Source organism: Ruminococcus flavefaciens (assembly GCF_900116855.1).
Taxonomy (GTDB): Bacteria; Bacillota; Clostridia; order Oscillospirales; family Ruminococcaceae; genus Ruminococcus; species Ruminococcus flavefaciens_R.
This window is the reverse complement of the sequence record NZ_UETD01000006.1, coordinates 1-24,249: the sequence shown is the minus strand read 5'-3', so window position 1 is coordinate 24,249 and position 24,249 is coordinate 1. Positions and strand designations below refer to the sequence as shown.

Sequence of the window (24,249 nt, the reverse complement as noted above, 5' to 3'; positions counted from 1 at the left end):
GGAGCTCCCTCTGAGCGCTGTTTTTATGTTACTATATCATGTCCTCTACACTTATTTGAAAGCGTATCTGAAGAATGTATAGAGGTGGGGCTTAACTGAGTTGTCGCCGTGTCCGCCGCCGGGGATGGACTGGTAAACATGGTCAACACCGTTTCTTGTGAGAATGTCGCTGTACTGCTTGGGGAATGTGCCGACAACAGAATCGTTTGTTCCGCCTGTGATGAAGAATACGTTAGGCTCGGGACCTACGTCTCTGAACTTCATCTCGCTCTCCTGCATACAGCCGGGGTGAGTCATGAACATATCGCTGCCGGGTGTTATTCCGGGAGCAGGACACGCACCGCCTACATAAGCGAAGAGGTCGGGACGCATGAGACCGATGTAGATAGCTTCACGTCCGCCCATTGAGAAGCCTGTGATAGCTCTGTTCTCTCTGCCTGTCTTAACGGGGTAGTTAGCCTCGATGTAGGGGATAAGGCTGTCTGAGATGTCATAGAGGAAGTTGTCATAAGCTGCGCATACTTCCTGATTGATGCCGAAGCCGCCCTGTGAGCCGTTCTTGCTTGTATACTGGCTGGGAAGAACAATGATCATCTCTTCTGCCTTGCCGTTGCTGATAAGTCCTGCAAGAAGCTCCTGAACACCCATGCCGCTTAACATGGAGTCTTCGTTGCCGCCGATACCGTGGAGAACGTACATTACGGGGTACTGCTTGGATGAATTATAGTTGGGAGGAAGAATTACATTACAGCTCTTCTGTCCGCCTGTGAATTTGCAGTTATAAGTTTTCTTCTCGACCTTGCACTTGTTGCTCTGCTCATTGCCGCTGGGCACTGAAGTAGGCATATCCTGACGGATCTGTGCGTTAAGGTTCTGTCCCTGTGAAATGGGCTTTGTTGTTGTGGTAGTTGTGGTTATTCTGGGAACTGTTGTTGTGGATGTTGTAACAACATCGGGGAACTTGCTGATCTTGCCGAGGAGGAACTGCTTGAGAGTTACAAGGTCTGCAACCGAAACGTCACCGTCGCCGTTGACATCTGAGTTGGGAGCAGCCTTGCCGCTTCCTGCCATTACTGCCAGAATGCTCTTTCTGAGAGGGATAAGGTCGAATGAGTCAACCACTCCGTCGGAATTTGTATCGCCGCGGATACCTGTTGAGGGCTGAACTGCGGGACCTGATGAAGCTGAGATGTACTCGTCGATGACTCCTGCCCAGTACTTGCCCATCTTCTCGTAGCCTGCCTTGCTTGGGTGGATACCGTCGCCGAGGTCAGCTGTGCCGTTGAGGCAGCCGTGGATGTCGGCAAATGTAACGTGCTTGCCGCTGCTGCTGTATTCCTGAGCGACTTTCTTCACGAGGCTGTTGTAGTTAGCTATCTTCTGGGTGTTGTCTCCGCCGCCGAATGCACTGAGCTCGGGAATGGTGGAGAGGAAGATCATGCCGTCAGATGACATATCTCCCAGCATATAGTCGAGGAGAGTGTGGAGGTCGTCCTCACACTCGTTCATTGAGCGGTTTGCAGTCATATCGTTTGTACCGATGATGAGAAGGATGATATCGGGATCAGCACTCTTGACTGCGTTTTTATTCTTGAGCGTTTCATAAAGACCGCTGTTATTGCTCCAGCCGCCTGCGTGCTGCTTGATAGTGTAGCCGCTGTAGCCTGCATGGTTGTCGTCATATGTAACGGTCTTTCCGTTGTATGAGAATGTTGCGCTGTTTGAGCCCTCGGGACCTACGAAGTCCACATTGGTATAGCCCTTTTCCTTGAGGAAGTAGTCCAGGAACTTTCTGTATCCGCCGTCGTCGCCCATACCGAAGGTGATGGAGTCGCCTGCGGGCATGATCTTGATCTTGTCGGTCTTTGAGGTGACAGGAGTAGGATCAATGGTGACGGGAGTAGATGTGGAAGGTGTAACGCTGGGCTTTGTGCCGCTTACAGCACCGAAAGCGTTGTCCACATATATGTCTGCAAGGCTGTCTGTGGTCTCAATGTAGAGAAGGAGATCGGAAGCGCCTGCGGGAATGGTGTAGGTGGGATTTGACACTGATACCCACTGCCCCTTGGAAGCCTTGGCTGTAGCCACTTCATCGTAGTTTTCGCCCGAGCCGTTGTTATACTGGAGAGAGAGCTTCATTGTGGCAGAAGAATCGGCATTCTGCATTGCCATTACTCCTAAACTGTAAGTCTCGCCTGCTTTGAAAGCGTTTTCATCGAGCTCGATAGCTGCGCCGTGCCACTTTTCGGTTCTGTCGGAAGCGACGATGCCCTTTGAGCCGTCGTAGCCTGTTGATGCAGAGACACTGGCACTTCCGCGTCCTGTCCAGTTGCTCTTGCCTGACTCAAAATCGGTGTTGAAGTAATAGCCGTTTGCATCGGGCTCTACGGGCTCTACGGGCTTTTCGGGCTCAGGCCCCTTGCCGAGAGTTATCGTATTCTTCTTGACGTTAGCTTCACCGTTGCTCTCCCAGCCTTCAACGTTGAAAGCGACTTCATACATCTTTCCCATCTGGAGTCCCTTGGACTCCCAAGCCTCGAAGTGCTTTGAAACACTGATGGTACCTGACGTTCTTCCGCTGCTGCGGACACTGAAATACTGCACGAAGGGCTTGTTGCCCTCTATGGTGTAGGAATTGCGGTTTTCCTTGTAGATGTAGTACTTTGCTCCGTCGAGGTCAACTGTACCTAAAGGACTTCCCGCTCCGGGAGTTCCGTTAGGAGGACACCAGTTCTTCCAGTCCTCAACGATGTAGTACTCTACGAGAGGGTTCTGTGTCCAGCCGTAGATGCAAAGACGGGAGTTACCCTGACTGCTTGCAGACCAGCTTACATCGAAATCGCAGGTGATTCCGCCGTAATCCTGAAACTTCTTTGTGCTGCCCATATCGATACCGCGGCGAGCGAGGAAGTTTCCGCTGGGTCCTGCACAGTTCCATTTTGTGGTGAATGTGCCATTGTCTCCCAGCGTCATTGATGACGGCTGGTTTGTGTCAGCAGCCCAGATCTCGTAGCTGTATCCGTCGGGACCTGTGCCCTTATGCTGTCCTGCACCGTTCAGAGTATAAGTCTGACCTGCTGCATTTGCGGGAAGGGCTGCGGGAATATTTGCAGCGATAAGTAATGCTGAGACTATCCCGCTGATGAATTTGTTTGTTTTCACTTAAATCACTCCTTTGTTTAATTAAGCAATGTCATGATTTTAGTAATCCCCTGAGGAGTGCCCAAACTCCTCTTTTTTTATCTTGATACTATTATATATTAATAAACTGTGAAATAACAAGTCAAAATTTGTGATATTGGTAAAAAGCTACTAAAAATTGCGGATAGATTGAAAATATCGGTTTAATAGCGATAAAGCGAAGGCGTAACCATATATAATACTTCTTTATGCTTAACTTGACAACCCACTTTCTGAGGAAAAGGTGGATAAAATGATGAAAGTTTTGAAATTAATTGGTTTAAAGATAAAATCATGATATTTGTAGCGCAAAAATGCTATTTAAAGTAGAAATATTACCACTTTTATCATAATAATGATATAACGAGCATAGTTTCACCATTATAATTGAGGTAATAAATAAAGAACTGTGTATTTTGTATATCTTTTACAAAACGCAGCAAGAAGGGTAATTAAATATTAAAAACGGGGGCAGACTTATGAAAAAAATCCTCTCAATGGTGACTGCCGCAGCTCTGGCTATACCTGCCGCAGTTATCACACCGTCTGCATATGTTAATGCGGATAATCCCTGCATCCAGACTATCTACAGCACCGATCCCGCACCTATGGTCTACGGCGATACGGTATACCTGTACACAGGCAGAGATGAGGACAATTCCGACAATTACCATATGCCCGACTGGCACTGCTATTCCTCACAGGATATGCAGAACTGGACCGATCACGGAATGATCCTCTCATGGGACAGCTTCTCATGGGGCAAAAAGGACTCGGCTTGGGCGTCTCAGTGTATCGAACGCAACGGTAAATTCTATTACTATGTGACTCTCGAAAACAATACGGGAGGCGGACGCGGTATAGGCGTTGCTGTTGCAGACTCTCCCACAGGTCCTTTCAAGGACGCTCTGGGCAAACCGCTCTGCGGTCCCGACTGGGCGTATATCGACCCGACTGTTTTTATCGACGACGATGGTCAGGCATGGCTCATGTTCGGAAATCCCACCTGCTACTATGTCAAGCTCAAGGAGGACATGGTCACTCTTGACGGCGAGATCAAGCATTTTGACATGAACAAGGATACTTTCGGTCCCTCAAGCAAGCAGAGCTCATACGGCGAGGGTCCGTGGTTTTACAAGCGCGGAGACCTTTATTATCTGGTGTTTGCAGCCTTTTACGGCAATGACGGAGGAGAGAGTCTCGGCTACTCTACAGCTCCGTCACCCACAGGTCCGTGGACGTATCGCGGTCAGGTAATGAAGACTCACAACTGCTTCACAAACCACCCCGGAGTCATTGACTTCAAGGGTCACTCCTATCTGTTCTACCATGACGCCAGTCTCCCCGGAGGCGGCAGTTTCGACAGAAGCGTCTGCGTTGATGAGTTCAGCTACGGTGCGGACGGCTCCATACCGACTATATCGCCGAGCAAGACAGGTCCTCAGCAGCTCATGAGCGTTGACCCGTTCAAGAGGGTAGAGGGCGAGACTATGTGCTTCTCAAAGGGTGTAAAGACCGAGAATTGCAGCAACGGTGGTCTTGACCTTGCCAATATCGAAAACGGCGACTATGTAAAGGTGAGCGGTGTTGATTTCGGCAGCGGTGCGGAGAAATTTACTGCTAACATCGCCTCTGCAACAGACGGCGGTGATATAGAGATCTATCTTGACAGCCTTTCGGGCAAGAAGATAGGTACCTGTCAGGTGCCCTCAACAGGCGGCTGGCAGGATTGGAAGAAGGTATCGTGCAGCGTCAGCGGTGCAAGCGGCGAGCATGACCTTTACTTCAAATACACAGGCGGCAGCGGATATCTGTTCAATGTTGACTGGTGGACATTCGGCGATGATGAGGGAACTCCCACAGTTACCGATCCTCCCGTGACAACAGATGGCGACTACCTCCTTAGCTGCTCCTTTGAGAGCGGCGCTGAAGGCTGGGAGGGCAGAGCCGGCGCAAGTGCGGCGGTTTCGTCCAAGGCTTCTCTTACGGGCAGCAAATCCCTCTGCTGCTCGGACAGAAGCAATGAATGGCAGGGCGCTGCCTACAAGCTGGGAAGCAGCTTCAGAGCAGGCGAGAGCTACAGCTTCAGTGCAAACGTAATGTATGATGAAGGAAGCACAGCAAGTCAGCTGTTCCACTTCACCATGCAGTACGACCTTGACGGTACTACAAAGTACGAAAAAATAGCAAGCGCTTCTCCAATGAAGGGCAAATGGACTCAGCTTGCGAATACAAGCTTCAAGATACCCTCGGGCGCGGAGAATGTATACATATATGTTGAGACAGACAAGGGCTCAACAAGCTTCTACGTTGACGATGTTAAGATAGCTGCGGCAGGCACCGAGATAGAGGGCGCTGTGGGCGGTCAGTTCATACTCGGCGACGTAAATTCCGACGGCGTTATAAACTCCATGGATATGATAGCTGCAAGAAAGCTTATCCTTTCGTCAAACAAGTCCGCAGACCTTGTGAAGCTGGCTGACGTTGACAGAAGCACGGAATATGAGGTCAACGACCTTGTGCTCCTCCAGCAGTATATCCTTGGCAAGATACAGGAGTTCCCCGATAATACTCCAGAGCCGCCTCCGAGCAATTTTGCTTATGAGGCTAACCTCAGGTACAAGGACGCTCCCAGAGACTACACAGAGAAGCGTTGTCCTCAGCAGGGAACTGTTACAAAGGAGACCTACAATGGCATAAGGGGCAACAAGTCACTGTATGTCTATACTCCTTATAACTATGATCCCAGCAAGAAGTACAATATCTTCTACCTCATGCACGGCGGAAGCGAGAACGAGAATACACTGTTCTTCCAGGACGATACAAATCTCCAGAATATCCTTGACTACATGATAATGAACGGTGAGCTGGAGCCCCTTATCGTGGTAACTCCTACCTTCAACGGCAACGGCAGCTCCGCTCAGAACTTCTATGAGGAGCTCCGTCAGAGCGTTATCCCCTTCGTCGAGAGCAAGTACTCCACTTATGCGGAGGATACCACAGCAGAGGGTATGAAGGCTTCGAGAATGCACAGAGCATACGGCGGCTTCTCAATGGGCGCAGTTTCCACATGGGCTGTGTTCAAGAATGACCTTGACATCGTAGGCTACTTCATGCCTCTCAGCGGCGACCACTGGGGTCCCAACACTGCTGAGGGCAAGGCTAAGGATATGGCGGACGCTGTTGACAAGCTGGGGCTGAAGAAAAATCAGTACTTCATCTTCGCGGCAACAGGCACAAACGATATGGCTTATCCCAATATTGATCCTCAGATACAAGCTATGAAGAAGCTTGACCAGTTTGAGTTCACATCGGACTTCTCTAAGGGCAACTTCTACTACTTCGCCGCAGCAGGCAAGGAACACTGGTGGGGTCATGTAAGACACTATGTATACAACGCACTTCCTTACTTCTTCCATGAATCGGGTCAGTGATAACTGATGATGAACAGCTCACCGCGAAATATTGCGGTGAGCTGTCATATGAAATGGTAGATTAGTTCATATTTATATGATATAATATGTATACAGGGGAATAACTATCCCTCACAGGCTTTGCTCAGCCTTGTGCGAGGGGTGTACATATCATATCAGAGAGGTGTTTAGACATGAGTGACTATACAGAAAAATATATTTCTTCCCATCTTTTCCTCAAGCGTGAGGAAGGTTTCGAGCACGCTCCCTTTGACCGCGAGATAGCCTGCTATGAGAGCATCTGCTCAGGCAATATCGAGCTGGTAAAGGTGTTCGCGACTCCACTGTGCAGCGAGGGCTACGGTATCCTCAGCAAGGACCCCCTCAGAAACCTGAAATACCACTTCGCGATCTCCGCTGCTCTTATCGCAAGATTTTGTATCAACAGCGGTATGACTCTTGAGGAGGCTTACAACCTCAGCGACATATATATAATGAAATCCGATGAGTGCCGCACGGAAGCAGAAGTCCACGCGGTCCATCAGGAAATGATCGAGGGCTATACGAGACATATGAGGCGTGTCCGCAACAGTGGTATCTACTCAAAGCAGATCGTTCGAGCTCTGGATTATATCAGCGATCATCTTCACGGAAAGATCATGATCGAGGATGCAGCGGCTTATCTGAAGATCAGCCCTGCTTATCTCTCGAGACTGTTCAAGGCGGAAACAGGTATTGCATTCAGCAACTATGTCAGCAAGACAAAGGCTGAGGAAGCTGCCAATCTGCTGACCTTCTCGGAGTATACCGATTCGGAGATAAGTAATCTTCTCGGATTCAGTTCCCAGAGCTATTTTATCAAGATATTCAAGAAATATCTCGGTGTTACGCCGAAGGAGTACAAGAAACGGTATAAATTTCCTGATTTCAGTAAAGAAAATCATTGATCTGCGTTATCCCCTGCTTCTGCAGGGGATAACATTTTATGCAGATATCATAAATTTACCAATTTTGACAATAAAATAATATATTTATAGGTTTGAAAGTGGTATAATCAGGATAGAAAATAACATGGAAAAGATATTCGGATCAGGGATTTGTCAAAAACAATTTTTCGGAAAATGGAGAGTTAACAATGATAATTAATAATGTTGGCTTCGATCACTGCCACGATGCAGACTTTTTTATTGACAGACCCGACGGGAGCGGAGACTACCTCCTGCTTCTGGTTAGAACTCCTGCTGTCTTCGACATCGGCGGCAGGGAAACAGTGACCTCCGCAGGCACTGTTTTCATATACCCTAAGGGCAGGGCTCAGCGCTATCGCTGTACTGCGGGAAACGTTTTCGAGAACGATTGGGTACATTTTGATTTCGACGACAGAGGAGAGGAGGAGGAATTCCTCAGAATGGGCATACCGCTGGAGACTCCTATGGAAATGCCTCTCGAGTTCCTCAGCTACTGCGTGAAGTCCATCGCCTATGAGAAGTACTCCGACAACCCCTGCAAGGCAGAGTCGGCTGACCTCTTTATGAGGCTTATGTTCATTAAAATAAGAGAGAGTTCCCTCAACAGCGTTTCGGGAAGAAGGAGCACTCAGTTCGAGCTTATTTCCACGGTGCGCAACAAGATATACAGCCGCCCCTATGAGCAGCGCAATGTTGACAGTACCGCACATGAGGTGCGCATGAGCCGCTCGGCTTTCCAGCACGCCTACAAGAAGCACTTCGGCATGACTTTTATCGAGGATCTGGTGAGGAGCAGGGTAAGCTACGCGAAAATGCTGCTCTCCACCACCAATATGAACATCAATGATATCTCCGCAAGCAGCGGATATCACAGCTATGTTCACTTCGCAAGACAGTTCAAGGAGCAGACGGGATTTACTCCCTCTGAATACCGCAAAAAAGCACAAAATGCAACATGACCTCATCGCCCCTTCGGTGACCGCGGTCGGTGTTGCTTAAATGTAAATAAAAACAGTGACTAAGGTCACGGAATGAGAGGGCTGATATATTATGAAACTGAAAGGCATGAAAATTACTGCACTGGGACTGGCAGCAAGCATGATCTGTGCTGCGTCTTCCGCATTTGCAGGCGTAACAGCAGTTGCAGCCGGTCAGACTTATACTCTGAACGGTGCAGGACAGCATAAGGGTACAGGTCCCGACGGCTACAGCTACGAGATCTGGGCTGCTGACACAAACCAGCCGTCATCAATGACGCTGGGAGATAACGGTACTTTCACCACAAAGTGGAACTGTGCAGGTCCCAGCGGAAACTTCCTCGCTCGCCGCGGTATCGGTATGGGCAGCACAAAGAAGTTTCAGGATTACGGCGGAATCACCTGCGATTTCGATGTAAACTGGTCTGCAAGCAGTCAGGGTAACTCCCGTCTTTGCATCTACGGCTGGACACAGAATCCTCTGGTAGAGTACTACATCGTTGAGGACTGGAAGAACTGGTGTCCTCCTAACGGCTCCCCCGGAGCAGGCAGTCCTTTAGGTACAGTTGACCTTGACGGTGCAAAGTACTACATTTATAAAGAAAACCGCAACTCCTATACCATCGAGGGCAATAAGCCCTTCGTACAGTACTTCAGCGTTCGCAGCAGCGGCAGAACAAACGGTACCATCAGCGTTTCCAAGCACTTCGAGGCTTGGGAGTCCAAGGGTCTCCAGATGGGCAAAATGTACGAGGTCGCTTTCAACGTAGAAGGTTGGGAGAGCAACGGTGAAGCTAACGTCAAGAAGAATACGATAACTCTCGGCAAGGAGCCTGAGCCCGAGAAGCCCGTAGAGCCCGATGCAAACGGCTATTATCTCACAGAGAGCTTCGAGTCGGGCGAAGGTGACTGGACAGGACGCGGAAGCGCAAAGGTAAAGTCCTCGTCAGGCTATGACGGATCAAAGGGACTCTATGTTTCCGACCGTGCCGACAACTGGAACGGTGCTTCCATAAGTCTCCCGAGCAATCCCTTCAAGGGCGGCGAGACATTCGCATTCGGTGCTGCTGTAATGCAGGATACCGAGGAGTCTGTTGAATTTAAGCTCACACTCCAGTATTCAGACGCTTCCGGCACAGAGACTTACTCAGAGGTAAAGACTGCGACCGGTGCAAAGGGTCAGTGGGTAGACCTTTCAAACTCTGCTTACACTATCCCCGAGGGCGCTACAAATCTTGTGCTCTATGTTGAAGCTCCCAAGAGCCTTACGGATTTCTACGTTGACGGAGCATATGCTGCTGTAAAGGGAACAGGTCCCCTTATCAGCGTGAAGAATGCGGAGCCTGTTGTGACTACTACAACTACACAGCAGCCCGTTGTGATAACAACAACTACCACACAGCCCAACCCCTACAAGCCTTCAGGCGTAACTATGTGGGGCGATGCAAACCTCGATAATACGGTAGAGCTCAGCGATGCTATACTTATCATGCAGTTCCTTGCAAACCCCAATAAGTACGGCTATACAGGTTCTGAGTCCAAGCATATGACAGAGCAGGGTGCTCTCAACGGCGATGTTTATGAGAGCGGCGAAGGTCTTACTGCGAATGATGCACTGGCTATCCAGAAGAAGCTGCTGAATCTTATTCCCAGCCTTCCCGAGTCCTATGCACAGGGTCATCAGCCTGCTGCAACGACTACAACTACAAAGCCCGCTACAACTACAACTACAAGCACAACAACTACCACAACCACAACAACTATCGTGACTACCACTACAACTGCACCTCCTGCTGTTTACGGCGGAATGCAGGACAAGGGCACTCCCATGAACAAGAATGCCACTATGGTATCTGACTTCCGCACAGGCAATGCAGGCGACTTCTTTGCTTCTGACGGATGGACAAACGGCAAGCCCTTTGACTGCTGGTGGTACAAGCGCAATGCTGTTATCGGCGGCGGTGCTCTTGAGCTCAGCGTTGACCAGAAGTGGACAAATGACAGCAATCCTGACTGGAATCCCCAGTACTCAGGCGGCGAGTTCCGTACAAACAACTTCTATCACTACGGTTACTATGAGACCTCTATGCAGGCTATCAAGAACGACGGCGTAGTATCGTCCTTCTTCACCTACACAGGTCCTTCAGACAATAATCCATGGGATGAGATCGATATCGAGATACTCGGCAAGGACACAACAAAGGTACAGCTCAACTACTACACTGACGGCGAAGGCAAGCATGAGTATATGTATGATCTCGGATTTGACTCATCTGAGGCATTCCACACCTACGGCTTTGACTGGCAGCCCGATCATATCACATGGTATGTTGACGGCAAGGCTGTTTACACTGCTTACCAGAACATCCCCAAGACTCCCGGAAAGATCATGATGAACGCATGGCCCGGAAGAACTGTTGATGACTGGCTGAAGGCATTCAACGGCAGAACACCTCTCAAGGCACACTATCAGTGGGTAACATACAACAAGCAATAATTGCAGTGGTATATAGTTTTTCTTCCATTAAAAATGAGCAGGGCAGTACACGAGTACTGCCCTTGTTCATTTATTGCGCAGATGGTGAAATGGTTGATCCGATGCGCCAAAAATTGCGATAAAAATATCCCGAAGGCAGCATTGATGGCTGCTTTCGGGATTCATTTTTATGTCTGATCTGATATTTTATAAAGAGTCTTGAACTCTGTGGGTGTGCAATTTTTGGCTTTCTTGAAGGCTCGGTTAAAGGTGGTCAGGCTGGCAAATCCGGCTCTCATGGCGACCTCGGTAACTGACAGGTTCGGGTCGATAAGAAGTCTTTCTGCCGCCTTTATTCTCTTACTATTTATATACTGTATGTAGGAGACATTGTTGTACTTCTTGAAAATGCGCGAAAAATGGTACTTGCTGTAGCCTGCGATAGAAGCGATCTTCTCCAGCGGTATCTCGTACATATAGTTCTGGTTGATGTACTTCATGACCATGCTGAACTTTCGGGTATCGTCCCTGCCCGAGGGATCGCCTGTAAATGCGTCGGCTGCCTGAGTGAGCTGGTACTCCCTGACGGCGGTGAGCATTTTTATGAGACAAAGGTAGATCCTTACGTCGGCAAGCGCAGATTTTGAATAGTATTCGGAATATATATCAAGAATGCTCTTTCTGGAAAGTATATACAGCTCCTTGCTGACAGCAGGAGTGATGTGAAAGGCTTCGGAAAAAACGGGGACTAATGCTTCGAGAGCCGGAACGTCGCTGATTATGCTGTTGTCGCACTGAAAGATGATTCGTCTGCCCTCCTGAGCAGGCATGGAATGGAGCTCTCCCGGGGGGATGATGATTATTTCCTTTTCATTCAGGTGATAGTCCACACCGCCAGAAGTTACCGTAAAACCATTGTGCAGAGGAATGATGACTTCGACCGCATTGTGCCAGTGTGTCGGATATTCTTCGACCTGGTCGTTATCATAAAGCATGACAAATCTTTGGTTTTCGTACTCGACGGTTTCGTAATCGCCGGATAGATTTTTAATCATGATTAGCCTCCTTAACCAAAAATTGTTGTGAAATTTATGTCAATATTCATAATTCACCGTAATATCTGGATATATTATACACTATTATCATAGTATTTGTAAAGTGGGTTTGAAGAATTTGTGCAATGTTAGCAATTCTTGAATAAACAGCCGCAATATTTGATTAGTATAAATTGCCGAAGTAGTATATAATAGCATTAGAGCTTACGAAAGGTGATGTGTGATGTCTGTTAAGTGCTATGAGACCGACTACAAAAACTACGGAAAATGTCTTTGCCTCGATAATGGTATTATCAAGCTCATCGCTACTATAGATGTGGGACCGAGGATCGTTTTCTTCGGCTTTACTGATGGTGATAATGTTCTTTTTGAAGACATCGACAGAAACTTCTATGAGATAAACAACGGGTACGGAGTCTGGTACGCCTACGGCGGTCACAGGATATGGAGCGCCCCTGAGGTGATGCCCGAAACTTATCTTCCCGACAATGCAAAGGTCGAGGCACATTTTGACGGCGGAGTACTCACTCTTACGCCTGCTATGACAAAATTTGAAAAGCAGTTTGAAATGGTCATCTCCATGGACGACAAAACTTCGGTCACCATCGAGAACAGGATCACCAACTGCTCCGATAAGCCCTCGGAATTTGCTCCGTGGTCCGTTACGGGACTTGCGGCGGGCGGCACCGAGATCATCCCGCTTTGCAGAGATGACAAGGGCTTTTTACCAAACAGAACGATGGCACTGTGGAGCTACTCCGCAATAAATGACCATCGCTTTGTGCTTGCCGACAAGTACGCTCTCCTGAGGCAGGACCCAAAGGAGAAAAAAGCTTTCAAGGCAGGCTTCAATGTTACGGGAAAACAGGTACTATATATAAATGGAAGAAACATTTTCAGAATGTGCTTCGATGAGTATGAGAATGTAAATTATCCTGATTTCTGCTGTAATTACGAAACTTACACCAATGACCTGTTCCTTGAATGTGAGCTCCTCGGAGAGCTGAAAAGCTATCAGCCCAATGAGACAGCCTGCATAAAGGAAAGATGGGAACTCTCCACTACGGAATGGTCTCCCGAAAAGGTCATAGATGAGTTTATAAGCAAAATATAAATAAAGAAAGGAAATGCTTATGGAGAAGTACATGGACGAAGCATTATCCGCAATCGAGAGAGCTGAGGACCTGACGGACAGGCTTTCTGTTCAGGAAATGGCAGAACAGCTCAAATATGACGCTCCTGCTGTGGAGCGCTTGGGGATATCCGCTTACAATTGGTGGAGCGAGGGATTGCACGGAGTTGCAAGAGCAGGAACGGCTACAATGTTCCCGCAGGCAATCGGAATGGCTGCTATGTTCGATGAGGAGGCTGTCCGCAGGGCAGGCGAAGTCACATCGACAGAAGCAAGAGCTAAATACAATGAATATTCCGCTCACGATGATCGTGACATTTATAAAGGCCTTACACTCTGGTCACCGAATATAAACATATTCCGCGATCCGAGATGGGGCAGAGGTCAGGAGACCTACGGCGAAGACCCGTTCCTGACAGCTCGTCTGGGCGTGGCTTACACCAAGGGACTTCAGGGCGATGGAAAGGTCCTGAGAGTTGCTGCCTGTGCAAAGCATTTCGCCGTACACAGCGGTCCCGAGGCTACCAGACATGAATTTGATGCCAAGGCAAACATGAAGGATATGACAGAGACCTATATTGCCGCATTTGAGGCTCTCGTAAAGGAAGCCAAGGTCGAAAGCGTTATGGGTGCATACAACAGAGTCAACGGCGAACCCGCCTGTGCAAATACCTTCCTCATGAATAAGCTTGAGGAATGGGGGTTCGACGGTCATTTCGTTTCAGATTGCTGGGCAATAAGAGATTTCCACACCAATCACGGTGTTACCAAGACCGCTCCCGAGTCGGCAGCACTTGCTCTCAAGAAGGGCTGCGACCTGAACTGCGGAAATACATATCTCCATCTGCTTGCCGCATACGGCGAGAAGCTCATCACAGATGAGGACCTCAGGAAGTCGTGCGTAAAGCTGATGAGAACAAGGATCAGACTTGGTATGTTTGACAAGTCCACCGAATACGACGGACTTGATTACGATATCGTTTCATGTGACGAGCACAAGAAGTTCGCTCTTGAATGTTCTGAGCGCTCGATGGTGCTCCTGAAGAACAACGGTATCCTGCCGCTGGACGGCAGCAAATACAAGACCATCGGAGTCATCGGTCCCAATGCCGACAGCGTTCCTGCTCTGGAAGGCAACTACAACGGCAAGGCTGATGAGTATGTGACCTTCCTCAGCGGTATCCGCGAGGCGTTTGAAGGCAGAGTCATCTACTCCGAGGGATGTCACCTGTATAAGGACAGATGCATGGGTCTTGCTCTCCCCGATGACAGACTGGCTGAGGCTGAGATAATCGCAGAGCACTCCGATATAGTTGTGCTTTGTGTAGGCCTTGATGCTACTATCGAGGGCGAAGAGGGAGACACAGGTAATGAGTTCTCCTCGGGAGACAAAAACGATCTCAGGCTCCCTGAGTCACAGAGAAAGCTTGTTAAGACGGTAATGGCTAAAGGAAAGCCCGTCATCATAGTCACTGCTGCCGGCAGTGCGATAAATGTAGAAGCAGACTGCGATGCACTCATACACGCGTGGTATCCCGGTCAGTTCGGCGGAAGAGCTCTTGCGAATATCCTGTTCGGCAAGACTTCTCCCTCGGGAAAGCTTCCCGTTACATTCTATGAGGACGCTTCAAAGCTGCCCGATTTCTCGGATTACAGCATGAAGAACCGTACTTACAGATACGCCGAGGGCAATATTCTTTATCCCTTCGGCTTCGGACTTACTTACTCCGAAACAGAGTGTTCGGAGCTGTCCTATGCGGACGGCAAGGCTTCGGTGAAGATCACCAACACAGGCAGCCGCGCAGTTGAGGACGTGGTCCAGTTCTATATCAAAGGTCATTCGGAGAACGCAGTTCCCAACCATAGCCTCTGCGGCTTCAAGAGAGTCGCACTTGATGCGGGCGAGAGCAAGGTCGTACAGATCACTCTACCCGAAAGAGCCTTCATGGCTGTCAATGAAAAGGGCGAATGGATAAAGGAAGGCAGTGAGTTCACCCTCTACGCAGGCACCTCTCAGCCCGACTCACTCAGCACAAAGCTGACAGGAAAACAATGCACATCTCTGAAAATAAATTCTTAATGGAGGATAAAATGGAATTTTTCAGCAATATTGGTAAAATTCAGTATAAGGGCAAGGATAGTACTGATCCTCTCTCATTCAAGTACTACAACCCCGATGAGGTCATCAACGGAAAGAAAATGCGCGATCACCTGAAGTTCGCTCTTTCATGGTGGCACACAATGGGCGGCGACGGAACAGATATGTTCGGCTGCGGAACAGCAGACAAGACATGGGGTCAGTCAGATCCCGCTGCAAGAGCTAAGGCTAAGGTAGATGCAGCTAAGGAGATCATGGATAAGCTTTCCATTGATTACTACTGCTTCCACGACCGCGATCTCTCTCCCGAGTACGGCAGTCTCAAGGCTACTAACGACCAGCTCGATATCGTTACAGACTATATGAAGTCTGTTATGGGCGACAAGAAGTGCCTCTGGGGTACAGCAAAGTGCTTCGACCATCCCAGATTCATGCACGGTGCAGGTACATCTCCTTCCGCTGACGTTTTCGCTTTCTCAGCAGCTCAGATCAAGAAGGCTATTGAGTCTACTGTAAAGCTCGGCGGTAACGGTTATGTATTCTGGGGCGGCCGTGAGGGTTATGAGACTCTCCTCAACACAGATATGGGCCTTGAGCTTGACAACATGGCTCGTCTCATGAAGATGGCTGTTGAGTACGGACGTTCTATCGGCTTCACAGGCGACTTCTACATTGAGCCCAAGCCCAAGGAGCCCACAAAGCATCAGTATGATTTCGATACCGCTACTGTTCTGGGATTCCTCAGAAAGTACGGCCTCGACAAGGACTTCAAGATGAACATCGAAGCTAACCACGCTACACTTGCTCAGCACACATTCCAGCATGAGCTCCGTGTTGCAAGAGACAACGGTGTGTTCGGTTCTATCGACGCTAACCAGGGCGATGTTCTTCTCGGATGGGATACAGACCAGTTCCCCACAAACATCTACGATACAACAATGTGTATGTACGAGGTTATCAAGGCAGGCGGCTTCACAAACGGCGGTCTCAACTTCGACGCTAAGGCTCGCAGAGGAAGCTTCACTCCCGAGGATATCTTCTACAGCTACATCGCAGGTATGGATGCATTCGCACTCGGCTTCAGAGCTGCACTCAAGCTCATCGAGGACGGACGTATCGACAAGTTCGTAGAGGACAGATACGCTTCATGGAAGACAGGCATCGGTGCTGACATAATTGCAGGCAAGGCAGATTTCGCATCTCTCGAGAAGTATGCTCTTGAAAAGGGTGAGGTTACAGATTCACTCTCAAGCGGCAGACAGGAAATGCTGGAGTCTATCTTAAATAATGTTCTTTTCAGTCTGTAAAGGCTGATTGAAATAATATCAATTTTTTTAATTGGAGGTCAAGAAAAATGAAAAAAGCATTATCGGTCATCTCAGCAATCGCACTTCTGGCATCTTCTGTAGCTGCTACAGGCTGCAGCAAGAAGGATGAAGCAACCACCAAGGACGGCAAGACCATTCTTAATCTGTGGACATTCACAGACGAAGTTCCCGGCATGGTCAAGAAGTTCATGAGCACACACCCTGACTTCGCTGCTAAGTACGAAGTAAAGGAAACAATCATTCCTACAACTGACGGTAACTATCAGCCTGCTCTCGACAAGGCTCTTCAGGCCGGCGGCAAGGACGCTCCTGACTTCTTCTGTGCAGAGGCTGCATTCGTTCTGAAGTATACACAGGGCGATATGTCAAGCTACGCTGCTCCTTACAAGGATCTCGGAATCGACGTTGACAAGGAGATCAAGGACGCTGACATTGCTCAGTACTCAGTAGATATCGGTACTAACCCCAGCGGTGATGTAGTTGGTCTCGGATACCAGGCTACAGGCGGTGCTTTCATTTACAGACGTTCAGTAGCTAAGGCTGCTTTCGGCAGCGACGATCCTGCTACAGTTTCCGCTAAGATCGGCGGCGGCTCAGGCAGCTGGGATAAGTTCTTTGAGGCTGCTGCAGAGCTCAAGAAGAAGGGCTTCGGCATCGTATCAGGCGACGGTGATATCTGGCACGCAGTTGAGAACAGCTCAGACAAGGGCTGGCTCGACGGTGACTCACTCTACATTGATCCTAAGCGTGAGGAATTCCTCGACCTGTCCAAGAAGCTCAAGGACAATGGTTACCACAACGACACAGAGGACTGGGGCGATGCTTGGTTCGCTGATATGAAGGGCGAGGGCGATAAGGAAGTTCTCGGATTCTTCGGTCCTGCTTGGCTCATCAACTACACAATCGCTAAGAACTGCGGTTCTTGGGTTGACACAGGCAAGAAGGATGCAGACGGCAACGCTATCCAGGAGCTCGATACTTCTATCGGTACATGGGGCGACTGGGCTGTTTGTGAGCCTCCTATCGGATTCTTCTGGGGCGGTACATGGCTCCTCGCTAACAAGGATTCCAAGAACAAGGAAGCTGTTGGACAGATCATCGACTGGATCACACTCGACTGCACTAAGGACGGTCTCCAGTATATGTGGGCTAACGGTACTCTCAACGGCGAAGGCGGTACTAAGGACTCAGTAGCTTCAGGCACAGTTATGGCTATGTCTGACGGTTCACTTGACTTCCTCGGCGGTCAGAATATGTTCGACGTATTCGTTCCCGCTAACCAGTACGCTAACGGTAAGAACCTCACTCAGTACGATGAGAAGATCAACCAGAAGTGGCGTGGTCAGGTTCGTCAGTACACCGCAGGCAACAAGTCCAGAGAAGATGCTATCAAGGACTTCAAGCAGGAAGTAGCAGACGAGCTCGATATTCACTAAGTAACTTTAGAGCTGTACCGCAGTCCTCTGCGGTACAGCCCTCTAAATAAAAAGGAGGCTTTAGGCTTTGAAAACGAAGCTCAAGGGTATTAGTTATTCAAAATACGGATATCTCTTTAGTATTCCTTTTGTTGTTGCATTTTTGATATTCACGCTGTATCCTACTATTTATACAGCAACCCTCGGTTTTACCGATTGTAGAGGTGTAATTAACGACAATTACCATTTCCTTGAACATCCATTTGATAATTTCAAGGAGATCTTAAAGAATGACTCATTCCGTGTATCTCTGAAGAACACCGTCGGTATCTGGCTGGCAAACTTTATCCCCCAGATATCCATTGCTCTTCTCCTGACTGCTTGGTTTACCTCGCATTCCAACGAGATCAGAGGAAAAGGTTTCTTCAAAGTCGTTTTCTATATGCCTAACATCATTACGGCTGCAACAGTTGCGATCCTCTTCCATTCACTGTTCAACTATCCCGTAGGCCCTGTGAACGATATCCTCGTTTCTTCAGGACTCAGGGATTCATCCTATTATTTCTTTACCAATAAATTGGCGTCACGTCTTATCGTTGCGTTTATCCAGTTCTGGACATGGTACGGAAATACAATGATAGTGCTCATTTCGGGTGTACTCGGAATCAGCCCTGATATCTATGAAGCGGCAGAGATCGACGGAGCGAACGGTGTTCAGACCTTCTTCCGTATTACGATACCTAATCTAAAGACAGTTTTACTGTATACACTTATTACCAGCCTTGTCGGCGGTCTGAATATGTTCGATATTCCATACCTCTTAAATCAGGGAGGTCCCGACAGAGCTACAACTACAACAAGCGTATTCATCTACAATCTTGCCTTCTCGGGCAACTACATTTACAACAGAGCGGCTGCAGCAAGTATGATCATGTGGCTGATTATAGCGTTCTTCTCGGCTATCCTGTTCTATATCATGCGTGATAAAGATCAGATCAAGATCGATAAGGAGATCAAGAGAGCCAAGAAAGAAGCTAAAAGAGCAGCGAAGGGAGGAGTCAATCAATGGCAGTTGTAAACAAAAAGGCATCAAGCTATGCATTTAAGATATTTGCTTATGCTTTTTGTATACTCCTTACCGTTCTCAGTCTTTTCCCGTTCGTTATCATGATCGTTAACGCTACAAGAAATACCGCTGAGATCCAGAGCCACGCTGTATCCTTCATCCCGGGACATAATTTCAAAACAAACTGGAATATCCTTATGGGTCGTGGATTCAGCCCAATTGACGGCTTTAAGAACTCACTGATCGTATCAGTAGGTTCCACAGCCTGCAATGTTTATTTCTCAACAATGACCGCATTCGCACTCGTTGCGTATGACTGGAAACTGAGAAAACCGTTCTTCACCGTTATCATGGCAGTTCTTATGATACCTGCTCAGGTAACAAGTATCGGTTTCTATTCGTTCATGTACAAGATCCAATGGACAAACAGTTTCCTTCCCCTTATTCTTCCTACGATCGCAGCACCTACTACTGTTTTCTTCATGAGGCAGTATATGATACCCTCGCTTCCTATGGAGATACTCCAGTCAGCGAGAATCGACGGTGCAGGCGAATTCAGGATATTCAACCAGATAGTGCTTCCCATGATGAAGCCTGCTATGGCTACACAGGCAATTTTCTGCTTCGTAACCAGCTGGAACCAGCTGTTTATGCCTCAGATCCTTATCACAAGGATGGAAAAGTACACAATGCCTATGATGGTAAGCCTCCTCAACGGTGACGCGTACAAGACCGAGTACGGTTCCGTTTATCTGGGACTGCTTTTGACGGTAATACCGATCCTCATTGCATACTTCCTGTTGTCTAAGTACATCATCGAAGGTGTTGCACTGGGCGGCGTCAAGGGCTGATGTTTTCTTAATGTTATCACATTTTTCTTTCTTAAATCTTTGGGGACTGTACCTTCGGGTACAGTCCTCTTTGAATTATACGGTAAAAAAGCAGGCTTCGGATTTTTAACGGAGCCTGCTATAATATTTTTTCAGACCTTGCAATTAATGAAAAAACGTGGTATAATAAAATTACTATTACAACGACACGGAGGATATTTTTTATGTTATCTGATATCGAAATCGCTCAGGCTGCCGATATGAAGCGTATCACCGAGATAGCTGCACAGCTCGGCATTGACGAGGAAGACATTGAGCCATATGGTCACTATAAGGCTAAGCTGTCCGAGGAGCTTTTTACAAAGCTTGCGGATAAGGAGGACGGCAAGCTCATTCTTGTTACCGCTATAAATCCTACTCCCGCAGGTGAGGGTAAGACAACCATCAGCGTCGGTCTTGCAGATGCTATGCGCAGGATCGGCAAGAACACCGTTCTCGCGCTCCGCGAGCCTTCACTGGGACCCGTATTCGGTATGAAGGGCGGCGCTGCCGGCGGCGGATACGCACAGGTAGTTCCCATGGAGGACATCAACCTCCACTTCACAGGCGATATGCACGCCATTACTGCTGCAAATAACCTTCTCTGCGCGATGATAGACAATCATCTCCAGCAGGGAAATGAGCTCAGGATAGATCAGCGCAGGATAATGTTCAAGCGCTGCATGGATATGAATGACCGTGCGCTCAGAAATATCCTCATCGGTCTCGGCGGTAGAGCCAACGGCATCCCCCGTGAGGACGGATTCAATATCACGGTTGCTTCCGAGGTAATGGCTATACTCTGCCTTGCGTCCGATGTTGCCGACCTGAAAGAGAGACTTGGAAATATCCTCGTTGCATATAATCTCAGCGGCGAACCTATCTACGCTAAGGACCTCGGCTGCACAGGCGCTATGACAGCTCTCCTCAAGGACGCTCTCAAGCCCAATCTGGTGCAGACTCTGGAGAATACTCCGGCGTTTATCCACGGCGGTCCCTTTGCAAATATCGCTCACGGCTGTAACTCGCTGAGAGCTACAAAGCTCGCTCTGAAGCTGGGAGACTATACAGTTACCGAGGCAGGCTTCGGTTCGGACCTCGGTGCCGAGAAGTTCATGGACATCAAGTGCCGTATCGGCGGACTTGCTCCCTCATGCGTTGTCCTCGTAGCTACTATCAAGGCTCTCAAGTACAACGGCGGAGTTCAGAAGCAGGACCTTGCAAAGGAGAATATGTGGGCTCTCGAAAAGGGTATAGAGAACCTGAGAACTCATATCGAAAATATGCATAAGTTCCATGTTCCCGTAGTTGTTGCTATCAACAGATTTGCAACAGATACTGACGAGGAAGTAAAGTTCGTACAGGACTTCTGCGCTGATATGGGCGTTGAGGTATCTATGTGCGAGGTTTTCGCCAAGGGCGGCGAAGGCGGAAAGGACCTTGCTCAGAAGGTCTGCGAGACAATCGACCTTGTAAGCGGAAATGAATTCAAGCCCGTTTACGATACAGAGGCTACCATCAAGGATAAGGTGGAAAAGATCGCTAAGGAGATCTACCGCGCTGAGGGAGTTATCTTCACTCCTCAGGCTGAAAAGGCTATCAAGGAGATCGAGAGCATCGGCTTCTGGGACCTGCCTATCTGTGTTGCAAAAACTCAGTATTCACTTTCGGATAATCCCAATCTTCTCGGAAAGCCCAAGAACTTCAAGATAACGGTCCGTGACGCAAGACTGTCCTCGGGTGCAGGATTCGTTGTTATCTACACAGGCGATATCCTGACAATGCCGGGACTTCCCAAGGCTCCTGCCGCACTCAATATCGACTGCGATAAGGACGGCACTATCACGGGACTTTTCTGATAGGACTGAGCATTTATGAAGATCATCACTCATTCTCCTCAGGAGACTATAGTTGCCGCTGAAAAGCTTGGCGCTATGCTCAGGGCAGGAGACATGATAGCATATAAAGGCGGACTCGGTGCCGGAAAGACTACCTTCACCAGAGGTCTTGCCCTTGGCATGGGACTGGGAGACAGCGTTACCTCTCCCACCTTTGCGCTTGTAAATGAGTACCGCGGCGAGAACATCACTCTCTATCACTTCGATATGTACCGCATAAGTTCCGAGGAGGATCTGGAGTCTACGGGCTTTTACGATTACCCTTTCGAGGATAACGTTGCGGCTGTGGAGTGGTCCGAGAATATAGCGGAGTTCCTGCCGAATGACACCATTTATATCACTATAAACAGCATCAGTGAGAACGACAGAGAAATAATTATCGAGGACGGTGGAAGATTTGCTGCTGCTTGGGATTGATACATCGGGAAAGACAGCTTCCGCAGCGCTTTTTGACTCTGAGACCGAGCTCTTTCTGGCTCAGAGTACAGTTTATACCCAGAAGACCCACTCACAGGTCATCATGCCCATGGTCAATGATATTATGGCGCAGGCTGGGAAAGAGCTCTCAGACCTTGGCGGCATTGCCGTTGCCAACGGTCCCGGTTCATATACGGGGCTGCGTATCGGAGTTGCGGCTGTAAAGGCGCTCAGCTTCGGACTTGGCGTGAAATGCTGCGGCGTGTCAACACTTCTGGGACTTGCCTGCAACAATCTCGCCTACAAGGGTCATATCTGCTCAATTATGAAGGCGAGGGGAGAGCTGGTCTACACCTGCACCTACAAGAGCGACGGCTTCTGCGTTGAGCAGGTAACAGAGGAGCAGATGATATCCCGTGATGAGCTTGCGGAGTATCTGGCACTTAATGTGGGCGAGGCAATGCTCTGCGGAGACGGCGCTGCCGATTTCTACAACACTTACAGCTCACCTGCTTTCGTTATAGCTCCCCCTCAGGGAAGGCTCCAGAGCGCTGTGGGCGTGTGCCTTGCAGGAGTTTCGAGAAAGCTCACCGAACCCGACAGCCTTGAGGTCTCATACCTCCAGAAGGTAAAGGCTGAAAAGGACTTAGAGGAAAAAAACAAGAATTTAGCGTAATTAACAGATCGGAGATGTTGATATGATAGCTATCGGATGCGACCACGCAGGAGTGGAAATGAAAAAGGCTATAATCGAGGCTCTGTCGGTTCAGGGCTTTGAGTTCATGGATATGGGTACCGACGGAGAGCCCTGCGATTACCCCGACGTTGCTGAAAAGCTCTGTCATGAGGTGCTTGCGGGGAACTGCGAAAAGGGCATACTTATCTGCGGCACAGGCATCGGAATGTCCATTGCCGCTAACAAGATCAAGGGCATAAGAGCAGCTCTTTGTGCGGACTCTTTCTCTACACGCTTTACCCGTATGCATAACAACTCAAATGTTATGTGCGTGGGTGCAAGAACTCTCGGCTGCGGACTTGCCTGTGAGCTGGCTGAGATATTCCTTACGACCGAATTTGAGGGCGGACGTCATCAGAGACGTATCGACCTTATAACAGCAATAGAAGAAAAACAGTGAAGGGAGTAAATTACTATGGCTGAATTACACATTATAGATCATCCTCTCGTACAGCACAAGATCTCGCTGCTGAGAGACAAGAACACAGGTACAAAGGAGTTCCGCGAGCTGGTATCCGAGATCGCTATGTTCATCTGCTACGAGGCTACAAGAGACCTTCCTCTGAAGGAGATCGAGCTTGAGACTCCTCTTGCAGTTGCGAAGACCAAGATAATCTCAGGCAGAAAGCTTGCATTCATTCCTATCCTCCGTGCAGGTCTGGGAATGGTAGAGGGCGTAACAACACTGGTTCCTGCTGCAAAAATAGGTCATATCGGGCTTTTCCGTGACCCTGTCACAAAGGAGCCTGTGAAGTATTACGCAAAGATGCCCGACGACATCAACGAGCGTGACGCTATCATCGTTGACCCTATGCTGGCAACAGGTAATTCCGCAGTTGCAGCTATCACAGAGTTGAAAAACCTCGGCGTAAAGCACATCAAGTTCATGTGCATCATCTGCTCTCCCGAGGGCGTTGAAGCTATACAGAAGGCTCATCCTGATGTAGAGATATACGCAGGCGTTATGGACGAAAAGCTCAACGAGGACAAATACATCGTTCCCGGTGTAGGCGACGCAGGCGACCGTATCTTCGGTACAAAGTAATAGTGAAATAAAGCAGCCCCGAAGCATATGCTTCGGGGCATTGTGTTTTATTTGAGTGTAAGATAAATCATAATTTCGAGCTGAGCCAGCTCGACCGCTTGCCACGTTGTCGCTCGTAAACTCGCTTAATAATATCAAAAATGGTATTTGTACATCGCTTACAGCGCAATAAGTAC

General features: G+C 48.7%; 17 protein-coding genes. 15 read left to right on the top strand and 2 right to left on the bottom strand.

The window, feature by feature from the left end; all coding sequences use genetic code 11:
• Positions 1–51: 51 nt before the first annotated feature.
• Positions 52–3,162, bottom strand: coding sequence for a glycoside hydrolase family 11 protein (locus DSZ37_RS07275; protein ID WP_109726262.1), 3,111 nt, complete (start codon positions 3,160–3,162; stop codon positions 52–54).
• Between the two features lie 497 nt (positions 3,163–3,659).
• Between DSZ37_RS07275 and DSZ37_RS07270 the strand changes: the two genes are divergently transcribed.
• The 4 genes from DSZ37_RS07270 (at position 3,660) to bglS (ending at position 11,035) form a co-directional block, all read left to right on the top strand.
• Complete coding sequence (locus DSZ37_RS07270; protein ID WP_109726261.1) at positions 3,660–6,614, top strand: family 43 glycosylhydrolase; 2,955 nt, start codon at positions 3,660–3,662, stop codon at positions 6,612–6,614.
• A 173-nt stretch (positions 6,615–6,787) separates the two neighbouring features.
• Positions 6,788–7,540, top strand: coding sequence for a helix-turn-helix domain-containing protein (locus DSZ37_RS07265; protein ID WP_109726260.1), 753 nt, complete (start codon positions 6,788–6,790; stop codon positions 7,538–7,540).
• 188 nt (positions 7,541–7,728) lie between these two features.
• A complete protein-coding gene (locus tag DSZ37_RS07260; protein ID WP_109726259.1) occupies positions 7,729–8,520 on the top strand; it encodes an AraC family transcriptional regulator in 792 nt (263 codons plus the stop codon).
• A 91-nt stretch (positions 8,521–8,611) separates the two neighbouring features.
• Positions 8,612–11,035 carry a beta-glucanase gene (bglS, locus tag DSZ37_RS07255; protein WP_109726258.1) on the top strand — a complete coding sequence of 808 codons (2,424 nt, stop codon included), beginning with the start codon at positions 8,612–8,614 and terminating at the stop codon, positions 11,033–11,035.
• Positions 11,036–11,202: 167 nt separating this feature from the next.
• On the opposite strand, the gene DSZ37_RS07250 is transcribed toward bglS, so the two are convergent.
• Positions 11,203–12,069, bottom strand: a complete 867-nt coding sequence (locus DSZ37_RS07250) for an AraC family transcriptional regulator (RefSeq protein ID WP_109726257.1) — start codon at positions 12,067–12,069, stop codon at positions 11,203–11,205.
• A 223-nt stretch (positions 12,070–12,292) separates the two neighbouring features.
• Between DSZ37_RS07250 and DSZ37_RS07245 the strand changes: the two genes are divergently transcribed.
• The 11 genes from DSZ37_RS07245 to upp all read left to right on the top strand — a co-directional run bounded on the left by DSZ37_RS07245 (position 12,293) and on the right by upp (position 24,073).
• Complete coding sequence (locus DSZ37_RS07245) at positions 12,293–13,183, top strand: hypothetical protein (protein WP_109726256.1); 891 nt, start codon at positions 12,293–12,295, stop codon at positions 13,181–13,183.
• 19 nt (positions 13,184–13,202) lie between these two features.
• Positions 13,203–15,281, top strand: a complete 2,079-nt coding sequence (locus tag DSZ37_RS07240) for a glycoside hydrolase family 3 C-terminal domain-containing protein (protein WP_109726255.1) — start codon at positions 13,203–13,205, stop codon at positions 15,279–15,281.
• An 11-nt stretch (positions 15,282–15,292) separates the two neighbouring features.
• Positions 15,293–16,606, top strand: a complete 1,314-nt coding sequence (gene xylA / locus DSZ37_RS07235; protein ID WP_109726254.1) for a xylose isomerase — start codon at positions 15,293–15,295, stop codon at positions 16,604–16,606.
• Positions 16,607–16,653: 47 nt separating this feature from the next.
• Positions 16,654–18,063 carry an ABC transporter substrate-binding protein gene (locus tag DSZ37_RS07230; RefSeq protein ID WP_109726253.1) on the top strand — a complete coding sequence of 470 codons (1,410 nt, stop codon included), beginning with the start codon at positions 16,654–16,656 and terminating at the stop codon, positions 18,061–18,063.
• 67 nt (positions 18,064–18,130) lie between these two features.
• Positions 18,131–19,120 carry a carbohydrate ABC transporter permease gene (locus tag DSZ37_RS07225; RefSeq protein WP_109726252.1) on the top strand — a complete coding sequence of 330 codons (990 nt, stop codon included), beginning with the start codon at positions 18,131–18,133 and terminating at the stop codon, positions 19,118–19,120.
• A complete protein-coding gene (locus tag DSZ37_RS07220; RefSeq protein ID WP_109726251.1) occupies positions 19,108–19,959 on the top strand; it encodes a carbohydrate ABC transporter permease in 852 nt (283 codons plus the stop codon). The genes DSZ37_RS07225 and DSZ37_RS07220 overlap by 13 nt, the downstream gene beginning before the upstream one ends.
• A gap of 203 nt (positions 19,960–20,162) precedes the next feature.
• Entirely contained in the window at positions 20,163–21,836 is a 1,674-nt protein-coding gene (locus tag DSZ37_RS07215; RefSeq protein ID WP_109726250.1) for a formate--tetrahydrofolate ligase, read from the top strand.
• Between the two features lie 15 nt (positions 21,837–21,851).
• The gene (gene tsaE, locus DSZ37_RS07210; protein WP_109726249.1) at positions 21,852–22,292 is read left to right on the top strand and encodes a tRNA (adenosine(37)-N6)-threonylcarbamoyltransferase complex ATPase subunit type 1 TsaE; all 441 of its coding nucleotides are present in this window, start codon (positions 21,852–21,854) and stop codon (positions 22,290–22,292) included.
• A complete protein-coding gene (gene tsaB / locus DSZ37_RS07205) occupies positions 22,273–22,968 on the top strand; it encodes a tRNA (adenosine(37)-N6)-threonylcarbamoyltransferase complex dimerization subunit type 1 TsaB (protein ID WP_109726248.1) in 696 nt (231 codons plus the stop codon). The genes tsaE and tsaB overlap by 20 nt, the downstream gene beginning before the upstream one ends.
• Before the next feature lie 22 nt (positions 22,969–22,990).
• Positions 22,991–23,428 carry a ribose 5-phosphate isomerase B gene (gene rpiB, locus DSZ37_RS07200; RefSeq protein WP_109726247.1) on the top strand — a complete coding sequence of 146 codons (438 nt, stop codon included), beginning with the start codon at positions 22,991–22,993 and terminating at the stop codon, positions 23,426–23,428.
• 15 nt (positions 23,429–23,443) lie between these two features.
• Positions 23,444–24,073 carry a uracil phosphoribosyltransferase gene (gene upp / locus DSZ37_RS07195; RefSeq protein WP_109726246.1) on the top strand — a complete coding sequence of 210 codons (630 nt, stop codon included), beginning with the start codon at positions 23,444–23,446 and terminating at the stop codon, positions 24,071–24,073.
• Positions 24,074–24,249 lie beyond the last annotated feature (176 nt).